Below are 22498 nucleotides of genomic sequence, written 5' to 3' on the forward strand. Positions count from 1 at the left end.
GGGCGATCAGTACGGCGATCGTCGCGATCCAGGCGGCGGCGCCGAGGACGGCGGCCGCGGTACGCCACATCAGCCGGACCGTCGCTCTATGGTGCGCCGCTCGCCGTGCGGCGGCGACCGCCGGTTGAGGGTCATTTTGGGTGGAGCGTGGGGGTGGTTGCGGATCTCCACCGCGCAGTCGACGGCCGCTGATTCGTCGCGTTCCGGTCCGGTCCTCGTGTAATGCGCGAACCAGTCGACGAGCAGCGCGCACACCGTGCAGCCGGGGGACGGCTCCGGGTGGCGGCGGAGTCCGTGGTCAGTGGCGAGCTCTATTCGACCGGTCACGGCTTCACCACCTTCGGGGCCGGCGGGACGGGCGTGGTGAGGACGCGGATGCGCTCGCGCTCGGTGTCCGTCGGCGGGCGGAGATCCTCGGCGTTCGCGGTCCACTCCGTTCCGCCGCACACGGGGCGGAGGAAGATGAGGTCGCCCTCGTGGGCCATCACCCTGCCGGGGCGAGTTGTCGCCATCCGGATGTCGACCATGTACGAGCCGACGGGCGGCATCGTCGCAGGCTGCGGGCTTTCTTGAGCGATGTGTTCGGACACCATCGCTCCTTTCTGTAGCGCTTTCACTACGAGGCGTTGTCAGAGTGGCTTAGGCTGCGGCCTGTCTTCAACGTTCCAAAGACGGAGGGCATCTTGGTAAACCGCAAGGAGTTGAATCCGGAGGCTTCGCCCCGGGCGGCCTACGGTGCGCGATTGCGTAGCGCGCGAGAGGCACGTGGCTGGAAGCAGGACGACTTGGCCGAGCGGATGGGCTACTCGGGGAGGCATATTTCGGCAGTCGAAACTGGCTGCAAACCGCCAACTCGGCGTTTCTCGCGGAGTCTGGACGCCGCACTCGGGCTCACCGGGACCGCAGAGTCGTTCGAGCGGGCTTGGGGTGAACTCCGGAATGGCAGTCTGCTGGAAGGGTTTCCGGAGTACGTTGGCTACGAGGCCCGTGCGGCGGAAATCAGGTTGTTCGAGTCAGGGCTGATCCCTGGCCCGATCCAGACGCCGGCGTACGCGCATGCGTTGGCTGGAGGTGCCGTCAAGCGAGGCGTCCTGACAGTTGAACAAGCTGATGAGAGAGTTGCGTTCCTCATGGAGCGCCAAGCTGCGCTGGCGCGGCGTGAGCCGCCCCTCGTCATCGTCGTTCTGGACGAGAGCTGCGTTCGCCGCCCCGTCGGTGGTGCATCCGTGATGGATGAACAACTGGAGCGGCTGGTGGAGTTTGCGGAGCAGCCGAACACCATGCTTCAGATCGCCCCCTACGCGATCGGCGAGGCACGCACCCTCGACCGAGCGGTCAACCTGTTGACACTCCAGGATCGGTCTCTGCTCTCCTACGTCGAGTCGCAGACCCAAGGGCACCTGGATCGAGCGCTCACATCCGTGCTTCCTCTGGTGAAGGCCTACCATCAACTACAGGCCGTTTCCCTGTCGCAGACGGCGTCTGTAGACCTGATCCACCAGCTACGAAGAGGTTTGCCGCGATGACTGAGCCCCAGACCCTGCGTTGGGTTAAATCCTCCTACAGCAACAACGGGGGTACCTGCGTCGAGTGGGCCCCGGCACATGCGTCTGTCACCGGCATCGTCCCTGTTCGGGACTCAAAGAATGCTGCTGGTCCGGTACTCGGCGTATCCGTCCCGGCGTTCGCGTCCTTCGTGGCAGGGGTCAAGGACGACGGGTTCGGCATCGCCTGACGCAAACTGACACACGAAAAGCCCCGCCCCACCTCTCAGTTCGGGATCAAGGCGGGGCTTCGTCATGCGGTCTGGCCGAGGGTGCCGTTGCGGCGTACCGTGCGCGAAGAACCCCTTCGACTCTTCGTACGAAAGGGCAGCAGATGACGATTGAATCCCCTCGCTGGTTCACGTCCTCCTACAGCAGCAACGGTGGTGCTTGCGTCGAGGTTGCGACCAACCTTGTCGCCTCGCGTGGCACCGTCCCCGTTCGTGACTCCAAGGTTCCCGCCGGCCCTGCCCTCTCCATGGCCGCCACCGCGTTCGCCGCGTTCATCGAGTCCGTGAAGGACGACACCCTCGGCGCCTGAGGCGCCAGGAAGGGCATCTCGTGACGACCGACATCCCTCAGTGGTTCACGTCCTCCTATAGCGGCAATGGTGGCACCTGCGTCGAGGTCGCGACCAACCTCGTCGCCTCGCGCGGCACCGTTCCCGTCCGTGACTCCAAGGTCCCCGCCGGCCCCGAAGTCCACCTCTCCGCCTCCGCCTTCACCGCCTTCGTGGCGGGCGTCAAGAGCGACGAGTTCGACATCGCCTGACATCCCGCCCCGCACCACCTGCCTCCCGCGCGCGGTCTACCCCGCCCGTCGCTCGTGCCGTGCGCGGGCCAGGCGATAGGCCGTGCGCAGGAGGTCGCGTGTCACCGTCTCCGTGCGCGCGCCCGGGTTCACCACCGCCAGCCACCCCGCACCGCCATAGACCGGGTGCGCGATCACGGAATCGGCGGCGCTCGGGTCGCCGGGCCCGTGGGCGGTCCATTCGGTGAAGGCTGCCTTCCCGGCGGCCATGTTCACGCGGAAGGTGCCCGGCCGGTCCAGGCGCGAGGACGTGTCGCCGGGGTAGTCCTTCGTCACCACCGTCGCGAACGGCTGCGCCGTCGCCGGGACGGTGCCGTCCGGGGCGTAGTAGAAGAACGTGTCGCCCCACCCGATCTCCGGCGTGCCGTCGCCGGGTGCGGGCCGGAGGGTCAGGACGCCGTCGAGGGCGCCCATGAAGTCCAGGATCTCGTCGATGGTCATGTGCTCTAGCGTGACCTTGACGTGCTTGTGGAGACTTCGAGGCCACGGTGGAGGGGTGCAAGGGTGCAAAGTCTCAAATCAATGGTTTTGCGCCCCGTCGATATCGCGCGCCGCGCCGGGTACTCCGTGCAGCAGGTGCGCAACCTCGAACGCGACGGTGTGCTGCCTCCGGCGGCGCGTACGGCCACGGGCTACCGCGTCTACGGCGAGGTGCATCTGCACTCCGCGCTGGCCTACCGGGCCCTCGCCGCCGGGGTGGGGCCCGTCGAAGCCAAGAAGATCGTGCGGGCCTTCCACGACGGCCCCCTCGCGCGGGCGCTCGCCCTGCTCGACGCGGCGCACGCCCGGCTCGCCGCCGAGCGCGAGGAACTGCGGCAGGCCCGGGAGGCCGCCGAGGCGATCGCGGGCGAGCCGCTCGCTGACGTGCGCGCGTCCGACGCGATGAGTGTGTCCGAGCTGGCAGGCGCGCTCGGGGTGCGCCCGTCCACGTTGCGGCACTGGCACGCGGAGGGGCTCGTCGTACCGGACCGCGACCCCGCCCCGGACCGCGACCCCAGCCCCGGCACCGCACGCGGTGGACACGGAGCGCGCCGGTACTCGCCCGCCCAGGTACGGGACGCGCGGATCGTGCACCAACTGCGTCAGGCCGGCTACCGCATCACCCAACTCAAATCTCTCTTGCCGGAGTTGCGAAACGCGTGTCGGTCGGCGGATGTCGCCGCCGCCCTGGCCGCCAGGGACGCGAGCATCGCGACCCGCTCCCGCGCCCTGCTCGACGGCTCCGCCGCTCTCGGCGCGCTGCTCTCCCTCCGCGACCTCCACACGTGAGAGAGCCCCGCCCCTTACCCGATCGCGTCGGGTGCGGGGCGGGGCTTGTCGCCGATACGGCTAGTTCAGGCCGGAGTTGATCGCGCCGACCAGTTCGCCGTTCGTCGTGTCGCCGCTGAACTCCCAGAAGAACGCGCCGCCCAGGCCCTGGCTCTTGGCCCAGCTCATCTTCGAGCCGACCGTGGCGGGGGTGTCGTAACTCCACCAGTTGGTGCCGCACTTGGCGTACGCCGTACCGGCGATCGTGCCGGTCGACGGGCAGGAGGTCTTGAGGACCTTGTAGTCCTCGATCCCCTGCTCGTACGTGCCCTGCGCCGGGCCGGTGGCGGTGCCGCCGGGGGCGTCCTGGGTGACGCCGGTCCAGCCCCGACCGTAGAAGCCGATGCCGAGCAGCAGCTTGTTCGCCGGGACACCCTGTGCCTTGAACTTGGCGATCGCCTCGGCCGAGTTGAAGCCCTGCTGCGGGATGCCGGAGTACGAGGTGAGCGGGGAGTGCGGGGCGGTCGGGCCCTTGGCGTCCCACGCGCCGAAGAAGTCGTACGTCATCACGTTGAACCAGTTCATGTACTGCGCGGCGCCCGCGTAGTCGGTGGCGTCGATCTTGCCGCCGGTGGAGGCGTCGGCGGTGACGGCCGCGGTGACGATGTTGTTCGCGCCGAACTTGGCACGCATGGCCTGCATCATGTTCTTGAACGCGGCCGGGCCGCTGGTGTCACAGCTCAGACCACAGGCGTTGGGGTACTCCCAGTCCAGGTCGATGCCGTCGAAGACGTCGGCCCAGCGCGGGTCCTCCACCAGGTCGTAGCAGGACTGCGCGAACGCGGCCGGGTTCTGCACCGCCTGGCCGAAGCCGCCGGACCAGGTCCAGCCGCCGAACGACCAGATGACCTTGATGTTCGGGTACAGCTTCTTCAGCTTGCGCAGCTGGTTGAAGTTGCCGCGCAGCGGCTGGTCCCAGGTGTCGGCGACGCCGTCCACGGCCTGGTCAGCGGTGTACGCCTTGTCGTAGTCGGCGTACGCGTCGCCGATCGCGCACTTGCCGCCCGTGACGTTGCCGAAGGCGTAGTTGATGTGCGTGATCTTGGCGGCGGAGCCCGACGTCACGATGTTCTTGACGTGGTAATTCCGGCCGTAGACGCCCCAGTTGGCGAAGTAGCCCATCTTCACCGCGGAGCCGGGCTGCGGGGTGCCCCCGCCGCCGTCGCCGCCACCGGTGGTGCGCACGGACACCGCGCCGCTGGCCGGGCCGGTCTGGTCGGTGGTGTCACGGGCGACGACTGTGTACGAGTAGTCGGTGCCGGCGGTCAGACCCGTGTCGGTGTACGTGAGACCGGTCGTGGTGGCGACCTTGGCGCCGCCGCGCAGGACGTCGTAGTTCTTGACGCCCTTGTCGTCGGTGGCGGCGGTCCAGGTGAGCTTCACCGAGGTGTCGGTGACGGCGGACGCGACCGGGGTGCCGGGCGCGGAGGGCGCGGCGTCGCCGGGCTGGCCGCCGCCGGAGCCGTCACAGGACGCTCCGTTGATCTTGCAGCCGGTGGGGGCGCCGGTGCCGGAGCCGTTGTACCCGAAGGTGATGCTGGCGCCGGGGGCGAGGGAGCCGTTCCAGCCGAGGTTCTTGGCCGTCCAGTGGTTGCCCGAGCCGGTGACGGTGGCGTCCCAGGCGGAGGTGACGGCGGTGCCGGCCGGATAGTCCCATTCGACGGTCCACGAACTGATGGCGGTGGTACCGGTGTTCTTCACCGTCCACTTGCCCTCGAAGCCGGTGCCCCAGTCCTGGGGCTTGCTGTACGTGGCGGTGGCGGAGTCGGCGGCCTGGGCCGGGGCCGCGGCGGCGGAGGCGAGCCCGGTCAGTGCGGCCAGCGGCAGGACGAGGGCGGTCAGGCCGGCGGCGGCCCGGCTTCTGAACCCTGTTCTGCGCGGGGGTGCTTGAGTGCTCAACGGTGCTCCTCAAGTAGCGGACGGTCGCGGTGGGGGTGGTCCGGAGTAGCGCGCGCCCCGTGAGCGTAGGAAGGTCTGTACCAATCGTCAAGAGGTCCAGACCAACCTGGGAATGTGTCCTCTCAGATCCCCAACTCCCTTGCCAAAACCGCAGCTTGAACCCTTGAACGCAGCTCCAGCTTGCCCAGCACCTTCGACACATGGGTCTTCACCGTCGCCTCCGCCATCCCCAGACGACCGGCGATCTCCGCGTTCGACAGACCCGCGCCGAGCGCCGAGAGGACCTCCCGCTCCCGGGGCGTCAGCGCGTCGACCACCGCCGGGTCCGGCCCGGATCCGGCGCCCCGCCACGGCCCTTGGCCCAGCCCTGAGCCCTGCCCTGAGCCCAGCCCCGGCCCCCGGCCCGTCGCCGCGAACTCGGCGATCAGCCGCCGGGTCACCGCCGGAGCGATCAGCCCCTCCCCGCCCGCGACCGTACGGACCGCCGCGATCAGCTCCGTCGCCTCCGCGTTCTTCAGCAGAAAGCCCGCCGCGCCCGCGCGCAGCGCCCCGAACACGTACTCGTCGAGATCGAAGGTGGTGAGGACGAGCACGTCCGCGAGCCCCTCCGCCACCACCCGGCGGGTCGCGGACACCCCGTCGAGCTTCGGCATCTGGACGTCCATGAGCACCAGATCCGGCCGTAGTTCGCGGGCCAGTTCCACCGCCCGCTCGCCGTCCGCCGCCTCGCCGGCCACCTCGATGTCGGGCGCGCTGCCCAGGATGAGGACGAGCCCGGCCCGTACCGCGCTCTGGTCCTCCGCCACCACGACCCGGATCACCCTGGTCGGCCCGTCGGTCCCGTCCACCCCGTTCACCCCGTCCGGTTCACTCGCTCCGCTCACTGCGCCCGTCATGACTCCGCCGTCCTTTCCTCGGCGGGCAGCACCGCCCGCACCCGCCACACCTTCGCCTGGTCCGTTGAGTCATCCGCCGCCGGGCCCTCCTCGGTGACCGGGCCCGCCTCGAACTCCCCGCCCAGCAGCGCCACCCGCTCCCGCATCCCGACCAGCCCGGCCCCCGAGCCCGGCGCCCGCGGGCCCGGCCGCTCCCCGTAGGGGCTGGTCACCCGCACCGTCAGGGTCTGCGGGTCGCGCGCCAGGGCCACCGCGACCGGGCCCGCCGGGGCGTGCTTGAGCGCGTTCGTCAGCGACTCCTGCACGATCCGGTACGCGGCCAGCTCCACCGGTGCGGGCAGCTTCTCCTCCGTCCTCGCCCGCGCGACGTCCAGGGTGAATGTCAGCCCGCTCGGCGCCCCGTTCACCCGGGCCTGCTCGACCAGCGCGGCCAGGCCCGCCAGGCGGGGCGCGGCGGCCGGCTCGTTCTCCGTGCCGCCGCGCTCGCGCAGCAGACCGATCAGCCGGCGCATCTCCTCCAGGCCCGCCACGCTGTTCTCCCGGATCACGGTCAGCGCCTGCCGGGTGGTGGCGGCGTCATCGAGGGAAAGCGCGGCCGTGGAGTGGATCGCGATCGCCGACAGATGGTTGGCGACCATGTCGTGCAACTCCCGCGCCATCCTGGTGCGTTCGGCGGTCACCGCCTGCACCCGGTCCATCTCGGCGAGCAGCGCCGTCTGTTCGGCCCGCAGCCGGGCGGCCTCCGCCGCGTCCCGGTGGTTGCGCACGATCGCGCCCGTGAGTGCGGGCAGGAACGAGACCATCGCCGTGAGGACGCCGACGAGGAGCGCGTACGCGTTCTGCCACCAGACCAGCAGCACGACCGTGACCGTGACGGTGACCAGACCGGTGGTGTAGGGGATACGGCGGGCGGAGGCGGACGTGCCGTACAGCACCGCCGCGTACACCACGTCCGTGAACATCAGCACCGTGGCGAGGTTGCCTCCCGTGAACTGGTCCGCCGCGATGACCAGGGTGCCGGTGATCAGCGCCGTACGCGGTGCCGTCCGGCGCAGCGTCTCCATCGCCGCCATCACCACGAGCGGGATCAGCGGGGCCCAGCGCTGCTCGAAGAGCCGGCCGCCGTTCATATAGAGGTCGAGGGACCACAGGAGCAGACCGCAGGACAGGCCGGCGACGGCGATCAGCAGATCGTGCCGATGCGGACGGGGGAGGGGGAGGAGGGGACGGGGGAAGCGCACCCCACCATCCAACACGCCGTACCGCGCCCCGGGCGTCCTCGGCAGGGGCGAGCCTCGGCCCCGCGTGCCTCCGTCGAAGGATGTAGGCACGGTTCGTCACCGGCGACGACGCGCGGGCGCCGGCCGGACGGAAGGCTGGAGGTGTGCCGGGAGGGCCCGTACAGGGAGCCCCTGACCGCGAGCCCCTGACCGCGAGCCCCGTGCGGGGAGCAGCGAGAGGAGAGAGCGCCGTGATCGTCGCGCTGATCGTGACCTGCGAGGTCGGCTTCTGGGTCCTGCTGGCGGCCGGACTCGCCGCCCGCTATCTACTCCGGATGCCCCGCACGGGTCTCGCGCTGCTGTGCGCCGAGCCGCTTCTGGAGGTCGTCCTCCTCGTGGCCACCGCGATCGACCTGAGGAACGGCGCCGAGCCGAGTGCCGCGCACGGGGTGGCCGCCCTCTACATCGGCTACACCGTCGGCCACGGCCACACCACGGTGAAGTGGCTCGACGGGCACGCCGCCCACCGCCTCGCGGGCGGCCCGCCGCCGGTCAAGCCGCCGAGGTACGGCATGGCGCGCGCCCGGTACGAGGGCCGGCTCTGGCTCGGCACGCTGGTCGCCGCCGCCGTCGCGACCGGCCTGCTGCTCCTGGCCATGGGGTACGTCGGCCGCTCCGGCGACACCGGAACGCTCAGGGACTGGATCCTCGTGGCCTGGCGGGTGGCGGGCATCCACGGGCTGATCGCCCTGGCGTACTTCATCTGGCCGAAGAAGGACCCGGGGAAGGGGCCGACGAAGGGGTCGGTCGGGGACCTGGGGAAGGGTATGGAAACGGGCCCGGAGACGAAGGACCCGGCGGAGAGCACCCCCGCCGGGCACGGCTTTCTTCGGCAGACCCGCAAGCCCGAGGGCTCAGCGCTCCCCGCCCGGGACCCACAGGACGTCCCCGACGGACTTGTTCGCCATCCGGGCCAGGATGAACAGCAGGTCTGACAGCCGGTTGAGATACGTGGCGGTCAGCGGGTTCATCGTCTCCCCGTGGACCTCGAACGCCGCCCAGGTGGAGCGCTCCGCCCGCCGGACCACCGTGCACGCCTGGTGCAGCAGCGCCGCGCCGGGCGTGCCGCCGGGCAGGATGAAGGACCGCAGCTTGTCGAGCTGCTCCAGGAAGCGGTCGCAGTCCTCCTCAAGGCGGTCGATGTAGGCCTGTTCGACACGCAACGGCGGGTACTTCGGGTTCTCGACGACCGGGGTCGAGAGGTCGGCGCCCACGTCGAACAGGTCGTTCTGCACCCGGCCGAGGACCGCCGCGACCTCCTCGTCGAGCTGTCCGAGCGCGAGGGCCGTGCCGATGACGGCGTTGGCCTCGTTGGCGTCGGCGTAGGCCGAGATCCGCAGATCGGTCTTGGCGGTGCGGCTCATGTCGCCGAGGGCGGTGGTGCCCTGGTCGCCGGTACGGGTGTAGATGCGCGTCAGATTGACCATGGCACCAGCGTAGTCAGCCGCCCCCCCGGCCGTCCGCCCGTCGACCGCCCGTCGACCGCCCGTCGTGCGTCGGTCGTCCGTCGTGCGTCAGTCGAAAGTCAGCCGTTCGACTTGCGGAACGTCCTCGCGCCGACCACGGTGGCGACCACCGTGAGGGCGACGGCGGCCAGCACCCCGTACAGCATCGTGGCGGTCGCGTACTGGCCCACGTACGCGTCCCGCATCGCGTCCACCAGGTACCGGAACGGCATGAAGTGCGAGAGCGTGTCCAGCCAGCCCGGGGCCACGGCCATCGGCAGCATCAGACCGGACAGCAGCATCGACGGCATCGCGAGCGTGTTGATCGCCGGGCCGAACTCCTGCGGGCTGCGCAGGTTCAGCGCCAGCGCGTACGACAGCGAGGCGAGCGCGAAGGTCAGCAGGGCGACGAAGCCGAAGCCGATCAGGACGCCGGCGAGCGGCGCGCGCAGACCCATGAGCAGGGCGGCCAGGACCAGCAGCACCGCCTGGAAGAGGAAGAGCACGGTGTCCCGCAGGGTGCGGCCGAGGAGCAGGGCGAGCCGGCTGACGGGGGTCACCCGCAGACGTTCGAGGACGCCCCAGTTCTTCTCCATGATCACGGCGAAGCCCGCGAACGAGGCGCCGAAGAGGCCGAGTTGGAGCAGCAGCCCGGGGACCAGGATCTGCCAGGAGTCGCCCTCACGGCCGAGCGGCAGCTCGGTCAGCAGAGGGCCGAAGAGGAAGAGATAGAGCAGCGGCATCAGGGCGCCGAAGAAGATCTGGAACGGGGAGCGAAGGGTCTGACGGACGTAGCGCCCGAAGAGGACCGCGGTGTCGTGCCACATGGAAGGGCTCCTGGACGGAGGGTCGCTGGACGGATGGGCGGCTGGACAGTCGGCTGAACAAGGGGGCTGCCGGCCGTCTAGACGGCGAGCGGGGTCTGGTCGGCGGGGGCCGGGGCGCGGCCGGTGATGGCGAGGAAGGCGTCCTGGAGGGTGTCGGCGCCATGGGCCGCCTTGAGCGCCGCCGGAGTGCCCTCGGCCACGACCACACCCCCGTCGACGACCACGAGCCGGTCGGCGAGCGCGTCGGCCTCGTCGAGGTAGTGGGTGGTGAGGACGACGGCGGTGCCGTAGTCGTCGCGCAGCCGCCGGACCAGGTCCCACAGGGCGGTCCGGCTGCCCGGGTCGAGTCCGGTGGTCGGCTCGTCGAGGAAGAGCAGCGCCGGGCGGTGGACGAGCCCGAGGGCGAGATCGAGCCGGCGGCGCTGGCCGCCGGAGAGGGCCGGGGTCGGACGGTCGAGCAGATCGGTGAGGTCGAGGGCGTGGGCGAGCTCGGCGGCGCGTTCGGCGGCCTCGGCGCGCGTGAGCCCGTACAGCCGCCCCTGGATGAGGAGTTCGGAGCGGACGGTCTCCTGCGGGTCGACGCCGCCGGACTGGGCGACGTAACCGATCGCCCGGCGCACGGAGACGGGATCGCGCAGCAGGTCGTGGCCCGCGATGGTCGCGGCGCCGCCGGTGGGCGCGAGCAGGGTGCTGAGCATGCGCAGGGTCGTGGTCTTGCCTGCGCCGTTGGGTCCGAGCAGGCCGACGATCTCGCCCGGACGGACGGTCAGGTCGATCCCGCGGACCGCTTCGACCGTGCCCTGCCGGGTGCGGAAGGTCCGGGACAGCCCGGACGCGCTGATGATGGGCATGGGACTACAAAAACAGAGCCACTGAAATTTTGCAATGTCCCCAAAATTTCAGGACGCCTAAGATGGCGGCATGGCTGAAGGGCTCAGGGAACGCAAGAAGCGGCAGACGAAGCAGCTGATCTCGGACATGGCGACCGGGCTCTTTCTGGAGCGCGGCTTCACATCGGTCACGGTGGCGGAGATCGCGGAGGCGGCGGACGTCTCGGTCAACACCGTCTACAACTACTTCCCGGCCAAAGAGGACATGTTCCTCGATCGCATGGAGGGGGTCGTCCAGCGGCTGGCCCGCATGATCCGCGGCCGGGACGCGGGCGAGTCCGCCGCCCGCGCCGTGCTGCGTGAGATCCGGGGTCATGTCGGCGCGGTCTCGCCCGCGTACGGGCTGATGGCGGGCTTCGCTGACTTCGTCCGGGTCATCGAGGACGCCCCCACCCTCAAGGCCCGGCTCTACCGCGTACAGCAGGAGGTCCGGCAGGTTACCGTCGACGCGCTGCGCGAGGAGGCGGGGGCGGAGGCCGGGGACCCGATGCCGTTCCTGGTGGGCGGTCAGATCTGCTGGATCCAGGAGACGGTCGTGGAGTTCATCACCGGCGAGATGCTCGCCGGGCGTCATCCGCACGAGGTGTCCCGCGAGGCCCTCGGGCTGCTCGACGAGATCGAGGAGCTGCTCGGCGACGCGGTGCTCGACTACGCGGTGCGGGTGGGCTGAGCGGCCCGCATGGCCCGCATGGCCCGCATGGCCCGCATGGCCCGCGCGGCTCGCGCGAAGGGGCGTGACCGTGCGGGTGGACCGGGCGGACTGTGGCCGTACGGGTGGGCTGAGCGACCCTCACCGGACGGCCGGCCGGGGGCGTACGGGCCGGGTGCGGTGGGCCGTACGGCCCGGGGGAGGGGTGCCGTGAGTGTGACGTCCGCCGGACGCGGCGTGACATGCCTTACTTCGCGGCCCCAGGCCGCCCGACGCCCGCTAATCTCCGCCGGAGAGCCAAAAGTGAACAGTCGTGATGGACGACTCGGGCGATGAGGGGTGGAAGAACGTGGCCAGGAAGCTCGCGGTCATCGGTGCCGGACTGATGGGGTCCGGTATCGCGCAGGTCTCGGCACAGGCCGGCTGGGACGTCGTTCTGCGCGACGTGACCGACGCCGCCCTGACCCGGGGCACCGACGCGATCGGCGCGTCGTACGAGCGGTTCGTCGCCAAGGGCCGGATGACGGCCGAGGACGCAGAGGCGGCGCTGGGCCGGATCACGGCCACGACCGACCTCGAAGCGGTCGCCGACGCCGACATCGTCGTCGAGGCCGTCTTCGAGAAGCTGGAGGTCAAGCACGAGATCTTCCGCTCTCTCGACAAGATCGCGAAGGACGGTGCGGTCCTCGCCTCCAACACCTCCGCCATCCCGATCACCAAGATCGCCTCGGTGACGGAGCGTCCGGAGGCCGTCGTCGGCACCCACTTCTTCTCGCCGGTCCCGATGATGCAGCTCTGCGAACTCGTCCGCGGCTACAAGACCAGCGACGAAACCCTCGCCTTCGCGCGGGAGTTCGCCGAGTCGGTCGGCAAGACCTGCATCGTCGTCAACCGCGACGTGGCCGGCTTTGTGACCACCCGTCTGATCTCGGCGCTCGTCGTCGAGGCCGCCAAGCTGTACGAGTCGGGTGTCGCCACCGCCGAGGACATCGACATCGCCTGCAAGCTCGGCTTCGGGCACGCGATGGGCCCGCTCGCCACGACCGACCTCACGGGTGTCGACATCCTGGTCAACGCGACGAACAACATCTACACCGAGTCCCAGGACGAGAAGTTCGCGCCGCCGGAGCTGATGCGCCGGATGGTGGACGCGGGTGACATCGGCCGCAAGAGCGGGCAGGGCTTCTACACGTACTGACCCGCGCGGGTACGCACGGACACGTACGGGTAACTACGCACGCGGACCGACGCCGAGCGCCGGTCCGGGGACCCCGTCACCAGGGCCCGGACCCGGGCCGGGGCGGCGAACCGATTCCGCACAGGGATCCGGCCGCCCCGGCAACATCGCCCCCTGGGGTGAAATTCGATATCGGTTCGCTTACAGAGCGCAACGCTTCCGCCGGGACGGCAGTCAAGGGTTGCGTAGACGGGCATACGACGGAGCACTCCGGGGAGCGCATATGCACATCAGGGGCGATCATGCCGAACTGGTCGTCGGGGGCCGCCTCGACGTCCGAAGTGCGGCGGACGCCCGAACGGTCCTGCACTCGGCGGTCGACGACGGTGTCGGCGACCTCGTGCTCGACCTGACCGGCCTCGACTCCTGGGACGCGACCGGGCTCGGCGTCATCATGGGCGCCCACCGCAGGGCCGGCCGCTGTGGCCGCCGGCTGGTGCTGCGCGGAGTCCCGCCCCAGATGCAGCGTCTGCTCGTCGCCACCCGGCTGCACCGCATCCTCGCGATCGAGGGCGGACTCGCCGCCGAGTCGCTGCCTAGGGTCTGACGGGCCGTAGGGGATCGGACGTACGGGATCGGACGTACGGGATCGGACGTACGGGATCGGACGTCCGGGATCGGTCGTAGGGGACTGCCGGACGGGGCTGGACGGACAGGGCCGGGCGGGACGGGGCCGGGCGTGGGTACCGGGCGGCGTACGAGTTCTGGCATATGCCTCGTCACATTGTCGCCAGCACAGCGGATATGGTCTTCAGTGCACCGGCATATGCCGTACGACGGCACCTTTCACACGGGGATCCCTTGTCACAGGCGTGACACGCGCGTGTGAAGTCACTGTGTGAACCAGGCGTCACGCTCAATCCTCACAAGACCGTGACGTCTTGGTCTCCGTGGCACCCCGGCTGTTCCGGCGGCCCCGGCGACCGTCTAGGGTCGGCTCGCCTGTACATCGTCCGCCGCTTGGGAGCTTGCACCATGGACCCGATCAACCGGGGACCCGAGGAGAACGGTCGCGACACCGAGGGAGCGGATGCCCGCCCCGGGCACACCGCGCCCGCGCCCGCGCCCGCGCCGACCGGCCCCGCCCGGGTGCGCACCGCCCGTCTCGTCTCCGGCGGTCTGCTGCTCACCCTCAACCCCCTCGACGGCGGCGAGATCGAGATCTGCCCGCCCGGCGCCCTCCCGGCCGAGCCCCGCCGCCGCACCGACCGCGAGCGCGCCGAGGCCGCCCGCGCCGCCGCCCCGCCCGTACCGCCGGGGCCCGCCGCGCCCGCCCTCCCGCTCACCGGGCGCGAGGAGCAGCGCGAGCAGCTCGTCCAGCACCTCACCCGCGGCCGTTCCGCCCGCCTCAGCGGCCCCGCCGGCTCCGGCCGCACCACCCTGCTCGACGCCGTGGCCGCCGACTGCGCCGGGGTCGCCCCCGACGGCGTGGTCCGGCTGACCGGCCGTCACCGCACCGCCACCGACCTGCTGTACGACCTCTTCTACGCCGTCCAGTACGCCCCCGGCTTCCGGCCCGACCGCGAGGAACTCCACCGCGAGGTGAGCGGCATAGGCGCCATCGTCCTCGTCGACGACCTCGAATTCGGCGGCGCCGCGCTCGACGAACTGCTCGCGGCCACTCCCGACTGCGCCTTCCTCTTCGCCACCGGGACCGACACCCCGGCGCCCTCGCCCGAGGCCGCCCTCGAAGAGCTCGAACTGACCGGTCTCGACCGGGCCGATGCCGTCGCGCTCCTGACGGCCGCGGCCGGCCGGCCGCTCACCGACGACGAGACCGCGTGGGCCGGCGACCTGTGGTTCGAGTCCCAGGGGCTGCCGATCCGCTTCGTCCAGGCCGGCGCCCTGCTGCGGCAGCGCGACCGGCTGCGCGCCGCCACGCCCGCCGAGTTCGACGCCTTCGGCGCGCTGGAGGAGGCCTTCGGCCCGTCCGGCCCGTCGGGCAGGCCCGGTGCGGCGGGCGGGTCCGCCGTCCGCACCGGTGCGGACGCCGCCGGTGAGGCCGACGGGACCGGCGAGTCCGGCGAGTCCGGGGCCGGGTCGCGTGACGTTCCCGTGCCGAGCCTCGGGCAGGGTGCCGCCCCCGCCGTGCTGCTCGCCTCCCGGCTCAGCCGCTCCGCCCAGGAGACGCTGCGGTTCGCCGTCGCCCTCGGCGGCGAGGTCCCGCACCAGGCGCACCTGCCCGCCCTCGTCGGCGACACCCGCGCCGACGCCGCCGTCGGCGAACTTCTCGCCTGCGGTCTGCTCTCCCCGGTCGGCCCCCGCTACCGGCTCGCCGCCGGGGTCCTCGCCCAGCTCGTCGCCGAGGAGTACGAGCCCGACCCGGCGGCCCGCGCGCACACCGCCGCCCTGCACTACGCCTGGTGGGCCGGGCACCCCTCCGTCACCTCCGAGCGCGCCTGCGCCGAGGCCGACGCGCAGCTCGCCGCCCTCACCGCGCTCGCGGCGGCCGACGACCCCGAACAGCGCGCCGCCGCCATGCCGCTGGTCCGCGCGGCCGGCCCCGCCTTCGCCGCCGGACTGCACTGGTCCGCCTGGGAACGCGCTCTGCGGGCCGGTCTCGAGGCCGCCCGGCGATCCGGAGAGGTCGCCGAAGAGGCGTACTTCCACCACGAGTTGGGCGTCCTCGCGCTGTGCCGGGGCAGTCTCCAGCGGGCCCGCGCCGAACTGGAGGCGTCCATCGGGATGCGCGGCGCCGTCGCCGACAAGAGCGGCACCGTCGCCGGGCGCCGTGCCCTCGCGCTCGTCGCCGACCTCACCGGCGAGTCCGCCCTGACGGCGGACGCCACGCCCGCCCCGGCGAGCGCCACGGCCGAGACCGCCATGCTGCCGAAGACCGGCCAGGGAGGGTCGGGCGGACCCGCCACGGCGGCCACCGCACCGCTCCCGAAGCGTGGAGCGGTGAGCGCCTCCGCGGCGACCGCCGCGCTGCCGAAGACCGGGCCGGTGAGCGCCACGGCCGCGACCGCCGCTCTCCCGGCGACCGCCGCCGGATCCGCGACGGCGGCGACCGCCGCCCTGCCGCGGACCGGACCGGCCGGACTCGCGGGACCGTCGGGACCGGGGGGACCGGTCGGACCGCCGACGGCGGTGACCGAAGCGCTGCCGACGCCGGGGACCGTGAGCCCCGCGGCCGAGACCGCCATGCTTCCGAAGAACGGGGCCGGGGCTTCCGGAGCCGCGGGGGCTGCCGGGACCGCCAGGACTGCCGGATCCGCCGGGCCGGTCACGGGCCCGACCGCGGCGATCCCGGCCAAGTCCGCCTTCCCCGACCTGGCGCCGCCGACCCCGGCGAAGCCGATGCCCCCGGTGGCCTCGAAGGCGTCGCTCGACGCGTTCGCGGCCTTCCCGGCCGACACCGCGCCCACCGCGCCCGCCGCGTCCACAGCGGCCACCGCCGTGACGGGCCGCCTCCAGGCCCCGGGACAGCCCGCCGGGCAGGGAGCGGGCCAGCCGTCCGCCCCGGGCCGCAAGGGCGTCCTCAGCCGGGGCAACGGCCGGCACGGTCTGCGCGGGGGCCTCCTCTCCGGTGCCCGCCGCAACGTGGTCGCCATCGGCGCGGGCGTCCTGCTCGCCGCCGTCCTCGGCACCGTGGTCACCCTCGGCGCCACCTCCGGCAACGGCGGCGGCCCCGCCACCGGCGACCAGGTCACCTCTGACAGCACCCCGAGCCAGGACAGCACGCGGGACGCCACCGGCGGCGAGGCCGACGAGCCCACCCAGGACGCGGCCACCGACAACCCGGCCGGCGGGGCCGTACCCTCGGACCCCACCGCCACGACGGCCCCGACCGCCACCGCCTCGACGGCTACGACCGAGCCGTCCGCCACCCCGTCGGCGACCGAGACCGTCGAGCCGGCCCCGACGGAGACCACGGACGACCCGCTCCCCACCAAGAGCCCGACGGGGACCCCGACGCCCACCGCGCCGCCGCACACCGACCCCCCGACGGATCCGACCACCCCGCCGGTCACCACGGAGCCGGACACGCCTCCGGCCACCTCCGAGGGCCCCAGCGGTTCCGCCTCCGCCTCGCGCGGCGAGGACACCCCGCCGGCGGCGGACCCGACGGCCTGATCCGGACCGGCGGCACGGCCCCCCCTCCCCGAGGCTTCGCCCGGGGAGGGGGGGCCGTGTCCTGTGTTCGCGCCTTCTCGCGCAGGGTCGAGGGAGCGCCCACACGCCCTGTGGGCCGGCCCGGTGGCCCGGAAGCCTTCCCGCGTGCCGCGTGCCGCGTGCCGCGTCGTGCGTACCCCTGTGCGCGGACACAGGCCGGGACTCAGACTGCGGGCATGGACGAAGAGACCGGTCCGACGGCCGCCACGCCGGCAGTGCGGTCGAGTGAGCTCCTGGGACATCCACCCGATGCCCGACTGCTGATCGTCAACTGCGACGACTTCGGGATGTACCCCGCGATCAACGCCGCGGTCATCCAGTCGATCGAAGAGGGAATCGCCGGCTCGTGCAGCCTGATGGTCCTGCCTCCGGCGGCGAGGCAGGCCATGAACGCGCTCGTACGACGGCCGTGGATCCCGTTCGGGATCCACCTCACACTGGTGTCCGACTTCCCCGGCCTGCCCTGGGGACCGCTGACCGCCCGGGAAAGGGTTCCCTCACTGCTCGACCCCGAGGGCGCGCTGTTCCCGCCGACACCCGTCGGACGGGCGGCCCTGCTCGGGCGGGCTCGGCCCGACGAGGTAGAACGCGAATTCCGCGCCCAGATCGATGTCGTCGCCGAGGCCGGGCTCACGCCGACCCACCTGGACTTCCACTGCCTGGCCGACGGCGGCCGCGACGACATCTTCGACCTGACGGTCGGGCTGGCCGCCGAGTACGGCCTCGCGGTCCGGGTCTGGCTCGAACCCGCGCGCCGGTCGACGTGGCAACGCGGACTGCCGGTGGTCGACAACGACTTCCTGGACAGCTTTTCCCTCGACATCGAGGGAAAGGCGGCCCGGTACGCGCGGTTGCTGCGCGACCTGCCCGCCGGACTCAACGAATGGGCGGTGCATCCCGGCCTGGGCGACGGCGCGTCGCGAGCGGTCGACGGCGGCTGGCTCGTGCGCCGTACGGACTACGAATTCCTGACATCGCCGCAGGCCCGCGAGGTTCTCCGGCAGGAGGACATACGCGTGATCGACTACCGGACGATCCAGCACGTCTGGTCCCAGGGCACCCACGCGCGATGAGCGATCCGGCCCGCCGCCCTCCGGGCAGCGGGCCGCTTCCCCCGCTCGGGCTCGGGTGCCGGTGCGGGGGTCCGGCGCCGACTGTCCGGGGCCCGGATGCCCACCCTGAGGCCTCGCCGTAGGGGGAGCGCGCCCCCGCTCCCTCCCCCTACGGCCCGAGACCCGTACGGCCCTGCCCGTAGGGGACCGTCCCGCCCCCGACACGTCACAGGGGCCCTGGTGCGATTCCTCGCACCAGGGCCCCTGGCAGCTGGTCGTCCCGGTCGTCCCGGTCGTCCCGGTCGGTCCGGTCGGTCCGTACGCGCGAGACGAGCCCGCGCGCCGCCGTCAGAACAGGCGCAGCTTGTCGTCCTCGATGCCGCGCAGCGCGTCGTAGTCGAGCACCACGCAGTCGATGCCCCGGTCGTTCGCCAGCACGCGCGCCTGCGGCTTGATCTCCTGCGCCGCGAAGATGCCCTTCACCGGAGCGAGGTGCGGGTCGCGGTTGAGGAGGTCCAGGTAGCGGGTCAGCTGCTCCACGCCGTCGATCTCGCCGCGCCGCTTGATCTCCACCGCGACGGTCGCGCCGTCGGAGTCCCGGCACAGGATGTCCACCGGGCCGATGGCCGTCGGGTACTCGCGGCGGACCAGCGTCCAGCCTTTGCCCAGGGTCTCGATCCGGTCCGCGAGCAGCTCCTGGAGGTGCGCTTCCACGCCGTCCTTGATCAGACCCGGGTCCACGCCCAGCTCGTGCGAGGAGTCGTGGAGGATCTCCTCCATCGTGATGATCAGTTTCTCGCCCGCCTTGTTGATGACGGTCCAGACCGCCGCGGCGGCGTTCTCGCCGGCCTCACCCGCGTCGCCGTTCCCGGCGGCGCCGGAGGCGTCGGTGCCCGCGGACTCCTTGAGGGTGCACGGCGGCGACATCCAGTTGAGCGGTTTGTACGCCCGGTCGTCCGCGTGAATGGAGACACTGCCGTCTGCCTTGACCAGGATCAGACGGGGAGCGGAGGGCAGGTGGGCCGTGAGCCGGCCCGCGTAGTCCACGGAGCAGCGGGCAATGACAAGACGCATGGTGCGCAACGCTACAAGACGGAAGCCGCTCGGCGCGATTCGGGCACCGGACCGGCCCGGCCGACCGCCCGGCGTACGCCGGGCGCACTCCCAACACCCTTGTAGGCGTGGCTTGTTGTGTGCCCATTCTCCTGGTGCGGGCCGGACCCGGCCCTTACCGTGGAGGACGGGAGGTCGTCGTCCGCGCACGCTGTGTGCGCGCCGCGGCCCCCTGGCCCTGCCCGTACGACCCCACCCCCGGGGTCGCGAGAGGAGAACCCATGTCGCTCGACGTCTCACCGGCGCTGTTGGCACAGGCCGAGCGAGGCGAGGTCGACGAAGCCGACTTCGTCGACTGCGTCCGGACCTCCCTGCCCTACGCGTGGGAGATGATCAGCTCTCTGGTGGCACAGCTGGAGGTCGAAGGCGGAGAGTTCGCCGACAACCAGACCCCGCCGCCGGACGAGCAGGCGCGCGGGCAGCTGCTGCGCGCGCTCGCGAGCGATGCCATCCGTGGTGCCCTCCAGCGGCACTTCGGCGTGCGCCTCGCCTTCCAGAACTGCCACCGGGTGGCGGTTTTCCCGCTCGACGCCACCTCGGACGAGCGGCACGCCCGCTTCACCTCGGTACGGGGGCAGCTGCTCAACCAGTCGCCGGAACTGCGCGACTGCTGACCGACGCATCCGGCGCCGCCGTTCCGTACCGACCCGGGAAGCACCGCGGGTACGGGAGCGGCGGCACGGTTTTTCGCATCGGGCCGCGCCCGGGGCGCCTGCCGAGGACCCGGACCCCTAGGGGTCCGGGCCCATGGGTTTTCCGCCCTGCCCATGGTTCTCCGGAGTACGGTCACCAGCCGGCCCGACCCTGAGATCCCCCTGACCTCCGGTTCCCCGGCCCCCGGCCTCGGACCCCCAACCCCCTTGGGCCTCCGCCCCCCGGGCCCCGGCCCTCGCCCCCGCCTCCTCGGGCCCCTCACACGAGCTGCGGAAGCACCTCCGCGCCCAGCCTCCGCACGTTCTCCTCGGTCGCCGCGAGATCGCCCGAGCCCTCCGCCAGCAGCGCGAAGCGCGTGATGCCCGTACGCTCCGCGGTCGCCGCGAGCCGGTCCGCCGCGAGCCGGGGGGTCCCCACCGCGTGCAGGCCGCACAACAGTTCCGTATATGCCACCGGATCGCGCATCACCCGGTGCCTGCCGTCCACCGTGACATGGGCTCCAAGGCCTTGTTTCAGCCAGCCCGGCATCGTCTTCAGCAGCGTTCGCGCCGCCTCCGGGCCGTGATCGGCGAGCTGGACCACCCCGGCCGACACATGAGCCGCCCCGATCCGGGCGATCTCGTCCGGATCGCGCCCGGCCTCCCGCGCGCAGCGGGCCCAGCTCTCCACCATTCCGGCCTTGTCCTCGTCGCCGCAGTGCATGCCGAGCAGCATCGGCAGCCCGCGTTCGGCGGCGAGCCGGACGCTCTTCGGCGAGGTGCAGGCGACCAGGACCTCGGGCGCCGCCGCCCCGCCGATCAGCTCGCCGGGCGCCGGCACCACCGCCACCTCGCGGAACGCGTAGCGCTCCCCGGCGGCCCCCACCCGGGGCTCGGTGAGCCAGCGCAGGAGCAGGTCGAGCGAGTCCGGGAAGCCCGTGTCGAACGCGGGCAGTCCCGCGCCGAAGACCTCCAGGTCGATCCACGGACCGCCGCGGCCCACGCCGAGCGTGAACCGCCCGCCCGAGGTCACATGCAGCAGCGCAGCCTGTTCGCCGAGTGCCACCGGATGGACGGTCGGGAGTACGCTGACGGCCGTGCCGACCCGGATCCTGCGGGTCCGGCCGAGCAGCAGGGCGGCCAGGGTGACGGCCGACGGGCAGACCCCGTACGGCACGAAATGATGCTCGGCCAGCCACACCTCGTCGAGTCCCGCCTCCTCGGCGACCTCGGCGGTGCGGACGGCCCGGTACAGCGGTTCCGCCTGACCCTGGCCCGGGAACTGGGCGGCCAGGACGAACGTACCCACGCGCATTGCTTCTGCCTCCTTGTGGCCGGCGCGTCTCCTCCTACGGAGCCCCCCGGCGAACTCCCCCCTTCCTTGGCAACAACGCCTGACACGTGCCAAGGGCACGGCCCACCACGAAACTCTTGCGATTTTCGGCTGATCCTTGCCCGGAAGGGTTCAGGGGCACCCGGTCGCGGCCCGTACGCTGGGGGGAACCGTCCGTGTTCCCGACTTCGGTGAGGTGTCGAAGTGTCCCCGCGTCACAACCGCCCGCGTGGCGGTGCGAAGCCCGTATCGCAGGGTGATTCGGACGGCGGCCGGTACGGCGGTGTGCAGACCACCGAGACCTGGCAGGGCGAGGAGTGGTGCGTCCGCCATGTCGCCGGCGCGAGCTCGCCCGGCAAGCGCTACCGCTGCCCCGGCTGTGACCAGGAGATCCCGGCCGCCGCGCCGCACGTGGTGGCGTGGCCGGAGTACGGGGGAGTCGACGACCGCCGGCACTGGCACAAGGCCTGCTGGAACGCGAAGGACCGCCGCACCAGCAGGGTGCAGCGGTCCCGTAACGCGCCTCGGTACTAGCCCTCGGTACTAGCCCCTCGGTACCAGTCCTCGGCTCTACGGCCAGGGCCCGGGGCTCACACGTCCCGGTTGTTCAGCAGGGCGTAGGCCGCGCCGAGCGCGACGGCCGTGAGCCCGGCCATGATCAGCACCGGTTCCCAGCCCGCCGGGCCGCTGTCGCCGAACGGCGCGGTGTCGCTGTAGAGCCCGATCATCTGCGACGGGATCGCGTACGTGGTCAGCGCCTTCTGCACGCTCTGCATCGCCTCGGAGAACATGAACAGCGCCGCCACCAGCGGCATCAGCAGCACGCCGATCATCACCGTGATCGCGCCCGCCGAGTGCCGCACGACCGCGCCCACGCCCATGGCGAGCAGCCCGAGCAGAGCCAGGTAGAGCCCGGCGCCGACGGTGGCCCGCAGCCACTCCCCGGCGCTCGGCGAGGCACTGCTCACCATCGCCACCTGGAACCCGCCGACCACTGCGGCCACCACCGTGACCAGGGCGAACACCAGCAGGAAGAAGACCAGCGCCTTCGCGGTGAGCACCCGGGAACGGCTCGGGCAGGCGGTCAGCGTCGTACGGATCATGCCCGTGCCGTACTCGGAGCTGATGGTCAGCACGCCGAGCGTCATCACACAGATCGAGGCCGGCAGCAGCCCGAAGAAGCCCAGGGCGAGCGCCGAATCGGCCGGCTGATCCCCGGTCGTCGTCGCCGTGGCGATCAGGGCGACGCCGAGGCCGATGAGGAGCATCAGCAGCACCATGGTCCCCAGCGTCCACACCGTGGAGCGCACCGAGCGGATCTTCGTCCACTCGGAGGCGAGCGCGTCGCCGAGGGTCGCCTTGCGGACGGGGATGGGGGAGACATACGTGTACGGGCCCGGGCCCTGGCCCGGCGCCGCGTGCGCGGTCTGCGGTACGGCCTGAGCCATCCCCGGCGGCATTCCCGGC

The 22498-nt window shown here is 72.0% G+C and carries 24 protein-coding genes and 1 pseudogene; 13 read left to right on the top strand and 12 right to left on the bottom strand.

All coding sequences use genetic code 11. From position 1 onward, the window contains the following. Window positions 1-69 precede the first annotated feature (69 nt). Both ACGFRB_RS08980 and ACGFRB_RS08985 read right to left on the bottom strand, forming a co-directional pair. Window positions 70-327 (bottom strand): hypothetical protein, encoded by a 258-nt coding sequence (locus ACGFRB_RS08980; protein ID WP_393240889.1) that lies wholly within the window; start codon window positions 325-327, stop codon window positions 70-72. Continuing rightward, window positions 324-593, bottom strand: a complete 270-nt coding sequence (locus ACGFRB_RS08985) for a hypothetical protein (protein ID WP_393240892.1) — start codon at window positions 591-593, stop codon at window positions 324-326. Before ACGFRB_RS08985 ends, ACGFRB_RS08980 begins: the two co-directional genes overlap by 4 nt. A 90-nt stretch (window positions 594-683) precedes the next feature. On the opposite strand from ACGFRB_RS08985, the gene ACGFRB_RS08990 reads away from it, so the two are divergent. From ACGFRB_RS08990 to ACGFRB_RS09005, 4 genes are all read left to right on the top strand, one after another. Beyond that, window positions 684-1526: a Scr1 family TA system antitoxin-like transcriptional regulator gene (locus tag ACGFRB_RS08990; protein ID WP_393240895.1), complete on the top strand. Its 843-nt coding sequence runs from the start codon at window positions 684-686 to the stop codon at window positions 1524-1526. Further along, a complete protein-coding gene (locus ACGFRB_RS08995; RefSeq protein ID WP_393240898.1) occupies window positions 1523-1735 on the top strand; it encodes a DUF397 domain-containing protein in 213 nt (70 codons plus the stop codon). Before ACGFRB_RS08990 ends, ACGFRB_RS08995 begins: the two co-directional genes overlap by 4 nt. A gap of 143 nt (window positions 1736-1878) precedes the next feature. Beyond that, the gene (locus ACGFRB_RS09000) at window positions 1879-2085 is read left to right on the top strand and encodes a DUF397 domain-containing protein (protein ID WP_393240901.1); all 207 of its coding nucleotides are present in this window, start codon (window positions 1879-1881) and stop codon (window positions 2083-2085) included. Between the two features lie 20 nt (window positions 2086-2105). Further along, window positions 2106-2315, top strand: coding sequence for a DUF397 domain-containing protein (locus tag ACGFRB_RS09005; protein WP_393240904.1), 210 nt, complete (start codon window positions 2106-2108; stop codon window positions 2313-2315). 36 nt (window positions 2316-2351) lie between these two features. Here ACGFRB_RS09005 and ACGFRB_RS09010 read toward each other — a convergent pair whose 3' ends face one another. Next, window positions 2352-2795, bottom strand: coding sequence for a DUF6194 family protein (locus ACGFRB_RS09010; RefSeq protein WP_393240907.1), 444 nt, complete (start codon window positions 2793-2795; stop codon window positions 2352-2354). Between the two features lie 81 nt (window positions 2796-2876). On the opposite strand from ACGFRB_RS09010, the gene ACGFRB_RS09015 reads away from it, so the two are divergent. Continuing rightward, window positions 2877-3623, top strand: coding sequence for a MerR family transcriptional regulator (locus ACGFRB_RS09015; RefSeq protein WP_393240910.1), 747 nt, complete (start codon window positions 2877-2879; stop codon window positions 3621-3623). Between the two features lie 60 nt (window positions 3624-3683). On the opposite strand, the gene ACGFRB_RS09020 is transcribed toward ACGFRB_RS09015, so the two are convergent. From ACGFRB_RS09020 to ACGFRB_RS09030, 3 genes are all read right to left on the bottom strand, one after another. Further along, window positions 3684-5561, bottom strand: a complete 1878-nt coding sequence (locus ACGFRB_RS09020; RefSeq protein WP_393240913.1) for a glycosyl hydrolase family 18 protein — start codon at window positions 5559-5561, stop codon at window positions 3684-3686. Between the two features lie 122 nt (window positions 5562-5683). Then, window positions 5684-6457 (bottom strand): response regulator, encoded by a 774-nt coding sequence (locus ACGFRB_RS09025; protein ID WP_393240915.1) that lies wholly within the window; start codon window positions 6455-6457, stop codon window positions 5684-5686. Next, complete coding sequence (locus ACGFRB_RS09030; RefSeq protein WP_393240917.1) at window positions 6454-7698, bottom strand: sensor histidine kinase; 1245 nt, start codon at window positions 7696-7698, stop codon at window positions 6454-6456. Before ACGFRB_RS09030 ends, ACGFRB_RS09025 begins: the two co-directional genes overlap by 4 nt. A gap of 230 nt (window positions 7699-7928) precedes the next feature. Here ACGFRB_RS09030 and ACGFRB_RS09035 point away from each other — a divergent pair. Then, window positions 7929-8468: pseudogene (locus tag ACGFRB_RS09035) on the top strand (hypothetical protein); the annotation flags it as partial. Between the two features lie 123 nt (window positions 8469-8591). Here ACGFRB_RS09035 and ACGFRB_RS09040 read toward each other — a convergent pair. From ACGFRB_RS09040 to ACGFRB_RS09050, 3 genes are all read right to left on the bottom strand, one after another. Next, complete coding sequence (locus ACGFRB_RS09040; protein ID WP_363001280.1) at window positions 8592-9164, bottom strand: cob(I)yrinic acid a,c-diamide adenosyltransferase; 573 nt, start codon at window positions 9162-9164, stop codon at window positions 8592-8594. Window positions 9165-9262: 98 nt separating this feature from the next. Further along, window positions 9263-10009: an ABC transporter permease gene (locus ACGFRB_RS09045; protein WP_393240920.1), complete on the bottom strand. Its 747-nt coding sequence runs from the start codon at window positions 10007-10009 to the stop codon at window positions 9263-9265. 77 nt (window positions 10010-10086) lie between these two features. Beyond that, window positions 10087-10860 carry an ABC transporter ATP-binding protein gene (locus ACGFRB_RS09050; RefSeq protein ID WP_393240923.1) on the bottom strand — a complete coding sequence of 258 codons (774 nt, stop codon included), beginning with the start codon at window positions 10858-10860 and terminating at the stop codon, window positions 10087-10089. Window positions 10861-10930: 70 nt separating this feature from the next. Here ACGFRB_RS09050 and ACGFRB_RS09055 point away from each other — a divergent pair, with 70 nt between their 5' ends. The 5 genes from ACGFRB_RS09055 to ACGFRB_RS09075 all read left to right on the top strand — a co-directional run bounded on the left by ACGFRB_RS09055 (window position 10931) and on the right by ACGFRB_RS09075 (window position 17974). Beyond that, on the top strand, window positions 10931-11569 hold the full coding sequence (locus ACGFRB_RS09055) for a TetR/AcrR family transcriptional regulator (RefSeq protein WP_393240926.1): 639 nt from the start codon (window positions 10931-10933) through the stop codon (window positions 11567-11569). Between the two features lie 328 nt (window positions 11570-11897). Further along, a complete protein-coding gene (locus tag ACGFRB_RS09060; protein ID WP_361230078.1) occupies window positions 11898-12746 on the top strand; it encodes a 3-hydroxyacyl-CoA dehydrogenase family protein in 849 nt (282 codons plus the stop codon). Between the two features lie 262 nt (window positions 12747-13008). Beyond that, window positions 13009-13332 carry an STAS domain-containing protein gene (locus tag ACGFRB_RS09065; RefSeq protein WP_019889522.1) on the top strand — a complete coding sequence of 108 codons (324 nt, stop codon included), beginning with the start codon at window positions 13009-13011 and terminating at the stop codon, window positions 13330-13332. Between the two features lie 428 nt (window positions 13333-13760). Then, window positions 13761-16862, top strand: coding sequence for an ATP-binding protein (locus tag ACGFRB_RS09070; RefSeq protein WP_393240929.1), 3102 nt, complete (start codon window positions 13761-13763; stop codon window positions 16860-16862). Between the two features lie 215 nt (window positions 16863-17077). Continuing rightward, window positions 17078-17974, top strand: a complete 897-nt coding sequence (locus tag ACGFRB_RS09075) for a polysaccharide deacetylase family protein (RefSeq protein ID WP_393240932.1) — start codon at window positions 17078-17080, stop codon at window positions 17972-17974. Between the two features lie 327 nt (window positions 17975-18301). On the opposite strand, the gene nucS is transcribed toward ACGFRB_RS09075, so the two are convergent. Beyond that, window positions 18302-19027, bottom strand: coding sequence for an endonuclease NucS (gene nucS / locus ACGFRB_RS09080; RefSeq protein WP_393240934.1), 726 nt, complete (start codon window positions 19025-19027; stop codon window positions 18302-18304). 260 nt (window positions 19028-19287) lie between these two features. Here nucS and ACGFRB_RS09085 point away from each other — a divergent pair, with 260 nt between their 5' ends. Next, window positions 19288-19680 carry an SCO5389 family protein gene (locus ACGFRB_RS09085; protein WP_361230090.1) on the top strand — a complete coding sequence of 131 codons (393 nt, stop codon included), beginning with the start codon at window positions 19288-19290 and terminating at the stop codon, window positions 19678-19680. 298 nt (window positions 19681-19978) lie between these two features. Here the strand turns inward: ACGFRB_RS09085 and ACGFRB_RS09090 are convergent, their stop codons facing one another. Beyond that, window positions 19979-21013, bottom strand: coding sequence for an LLM class flavin-dependent oxidoreductase (locus tag ACGFRB_RS09090; protein ID WP_393240937.1), 1035 nt, complete (start codon window positions 21011-21013; stop codon window positions 19979-19981). A 222-nt stretch (window positions 21014-21235) separates the two neighbouring features. Between ACGFRB_RS09090 and ACGFRB_RS09095 the strand changes: the two genes are divergently transcribed. Next, entirely contained in the window at window positions 21236-21565 is a 330-nt protein-coding gene (locus ACGFRB_RS09095; protein WP_361230096.1) for an ATP/GTP-binding protein, read from the top strand. Between the two features lie 56 nt (window positions 21566-21621). Here ACGFRB_RS09095 and ACGFRB_RS09100 read toward each other — a convergent pair whose 3' ends face one another. Next, window positions 21622-22479, bottom strand: a complete 858-nt coding sequence (locus ACGFRB_RS09100) for an ABC transporter permease subunit (RefSeq protein WP_363001777.1) — start codon at window positions 22477-22479, stop codon at window positions 21622-21624. Window positions 22480-22498 lie beyond the last annotated feature (19 nt).

Source organism: Streptomyces sp. NPDC048718 (assembly GCF_043198875.1).
GTDB lineage: Bacteria > Actinomycetota > Actinomycetes > Streptomycetales > Streptomycetaceae > Streptomyces.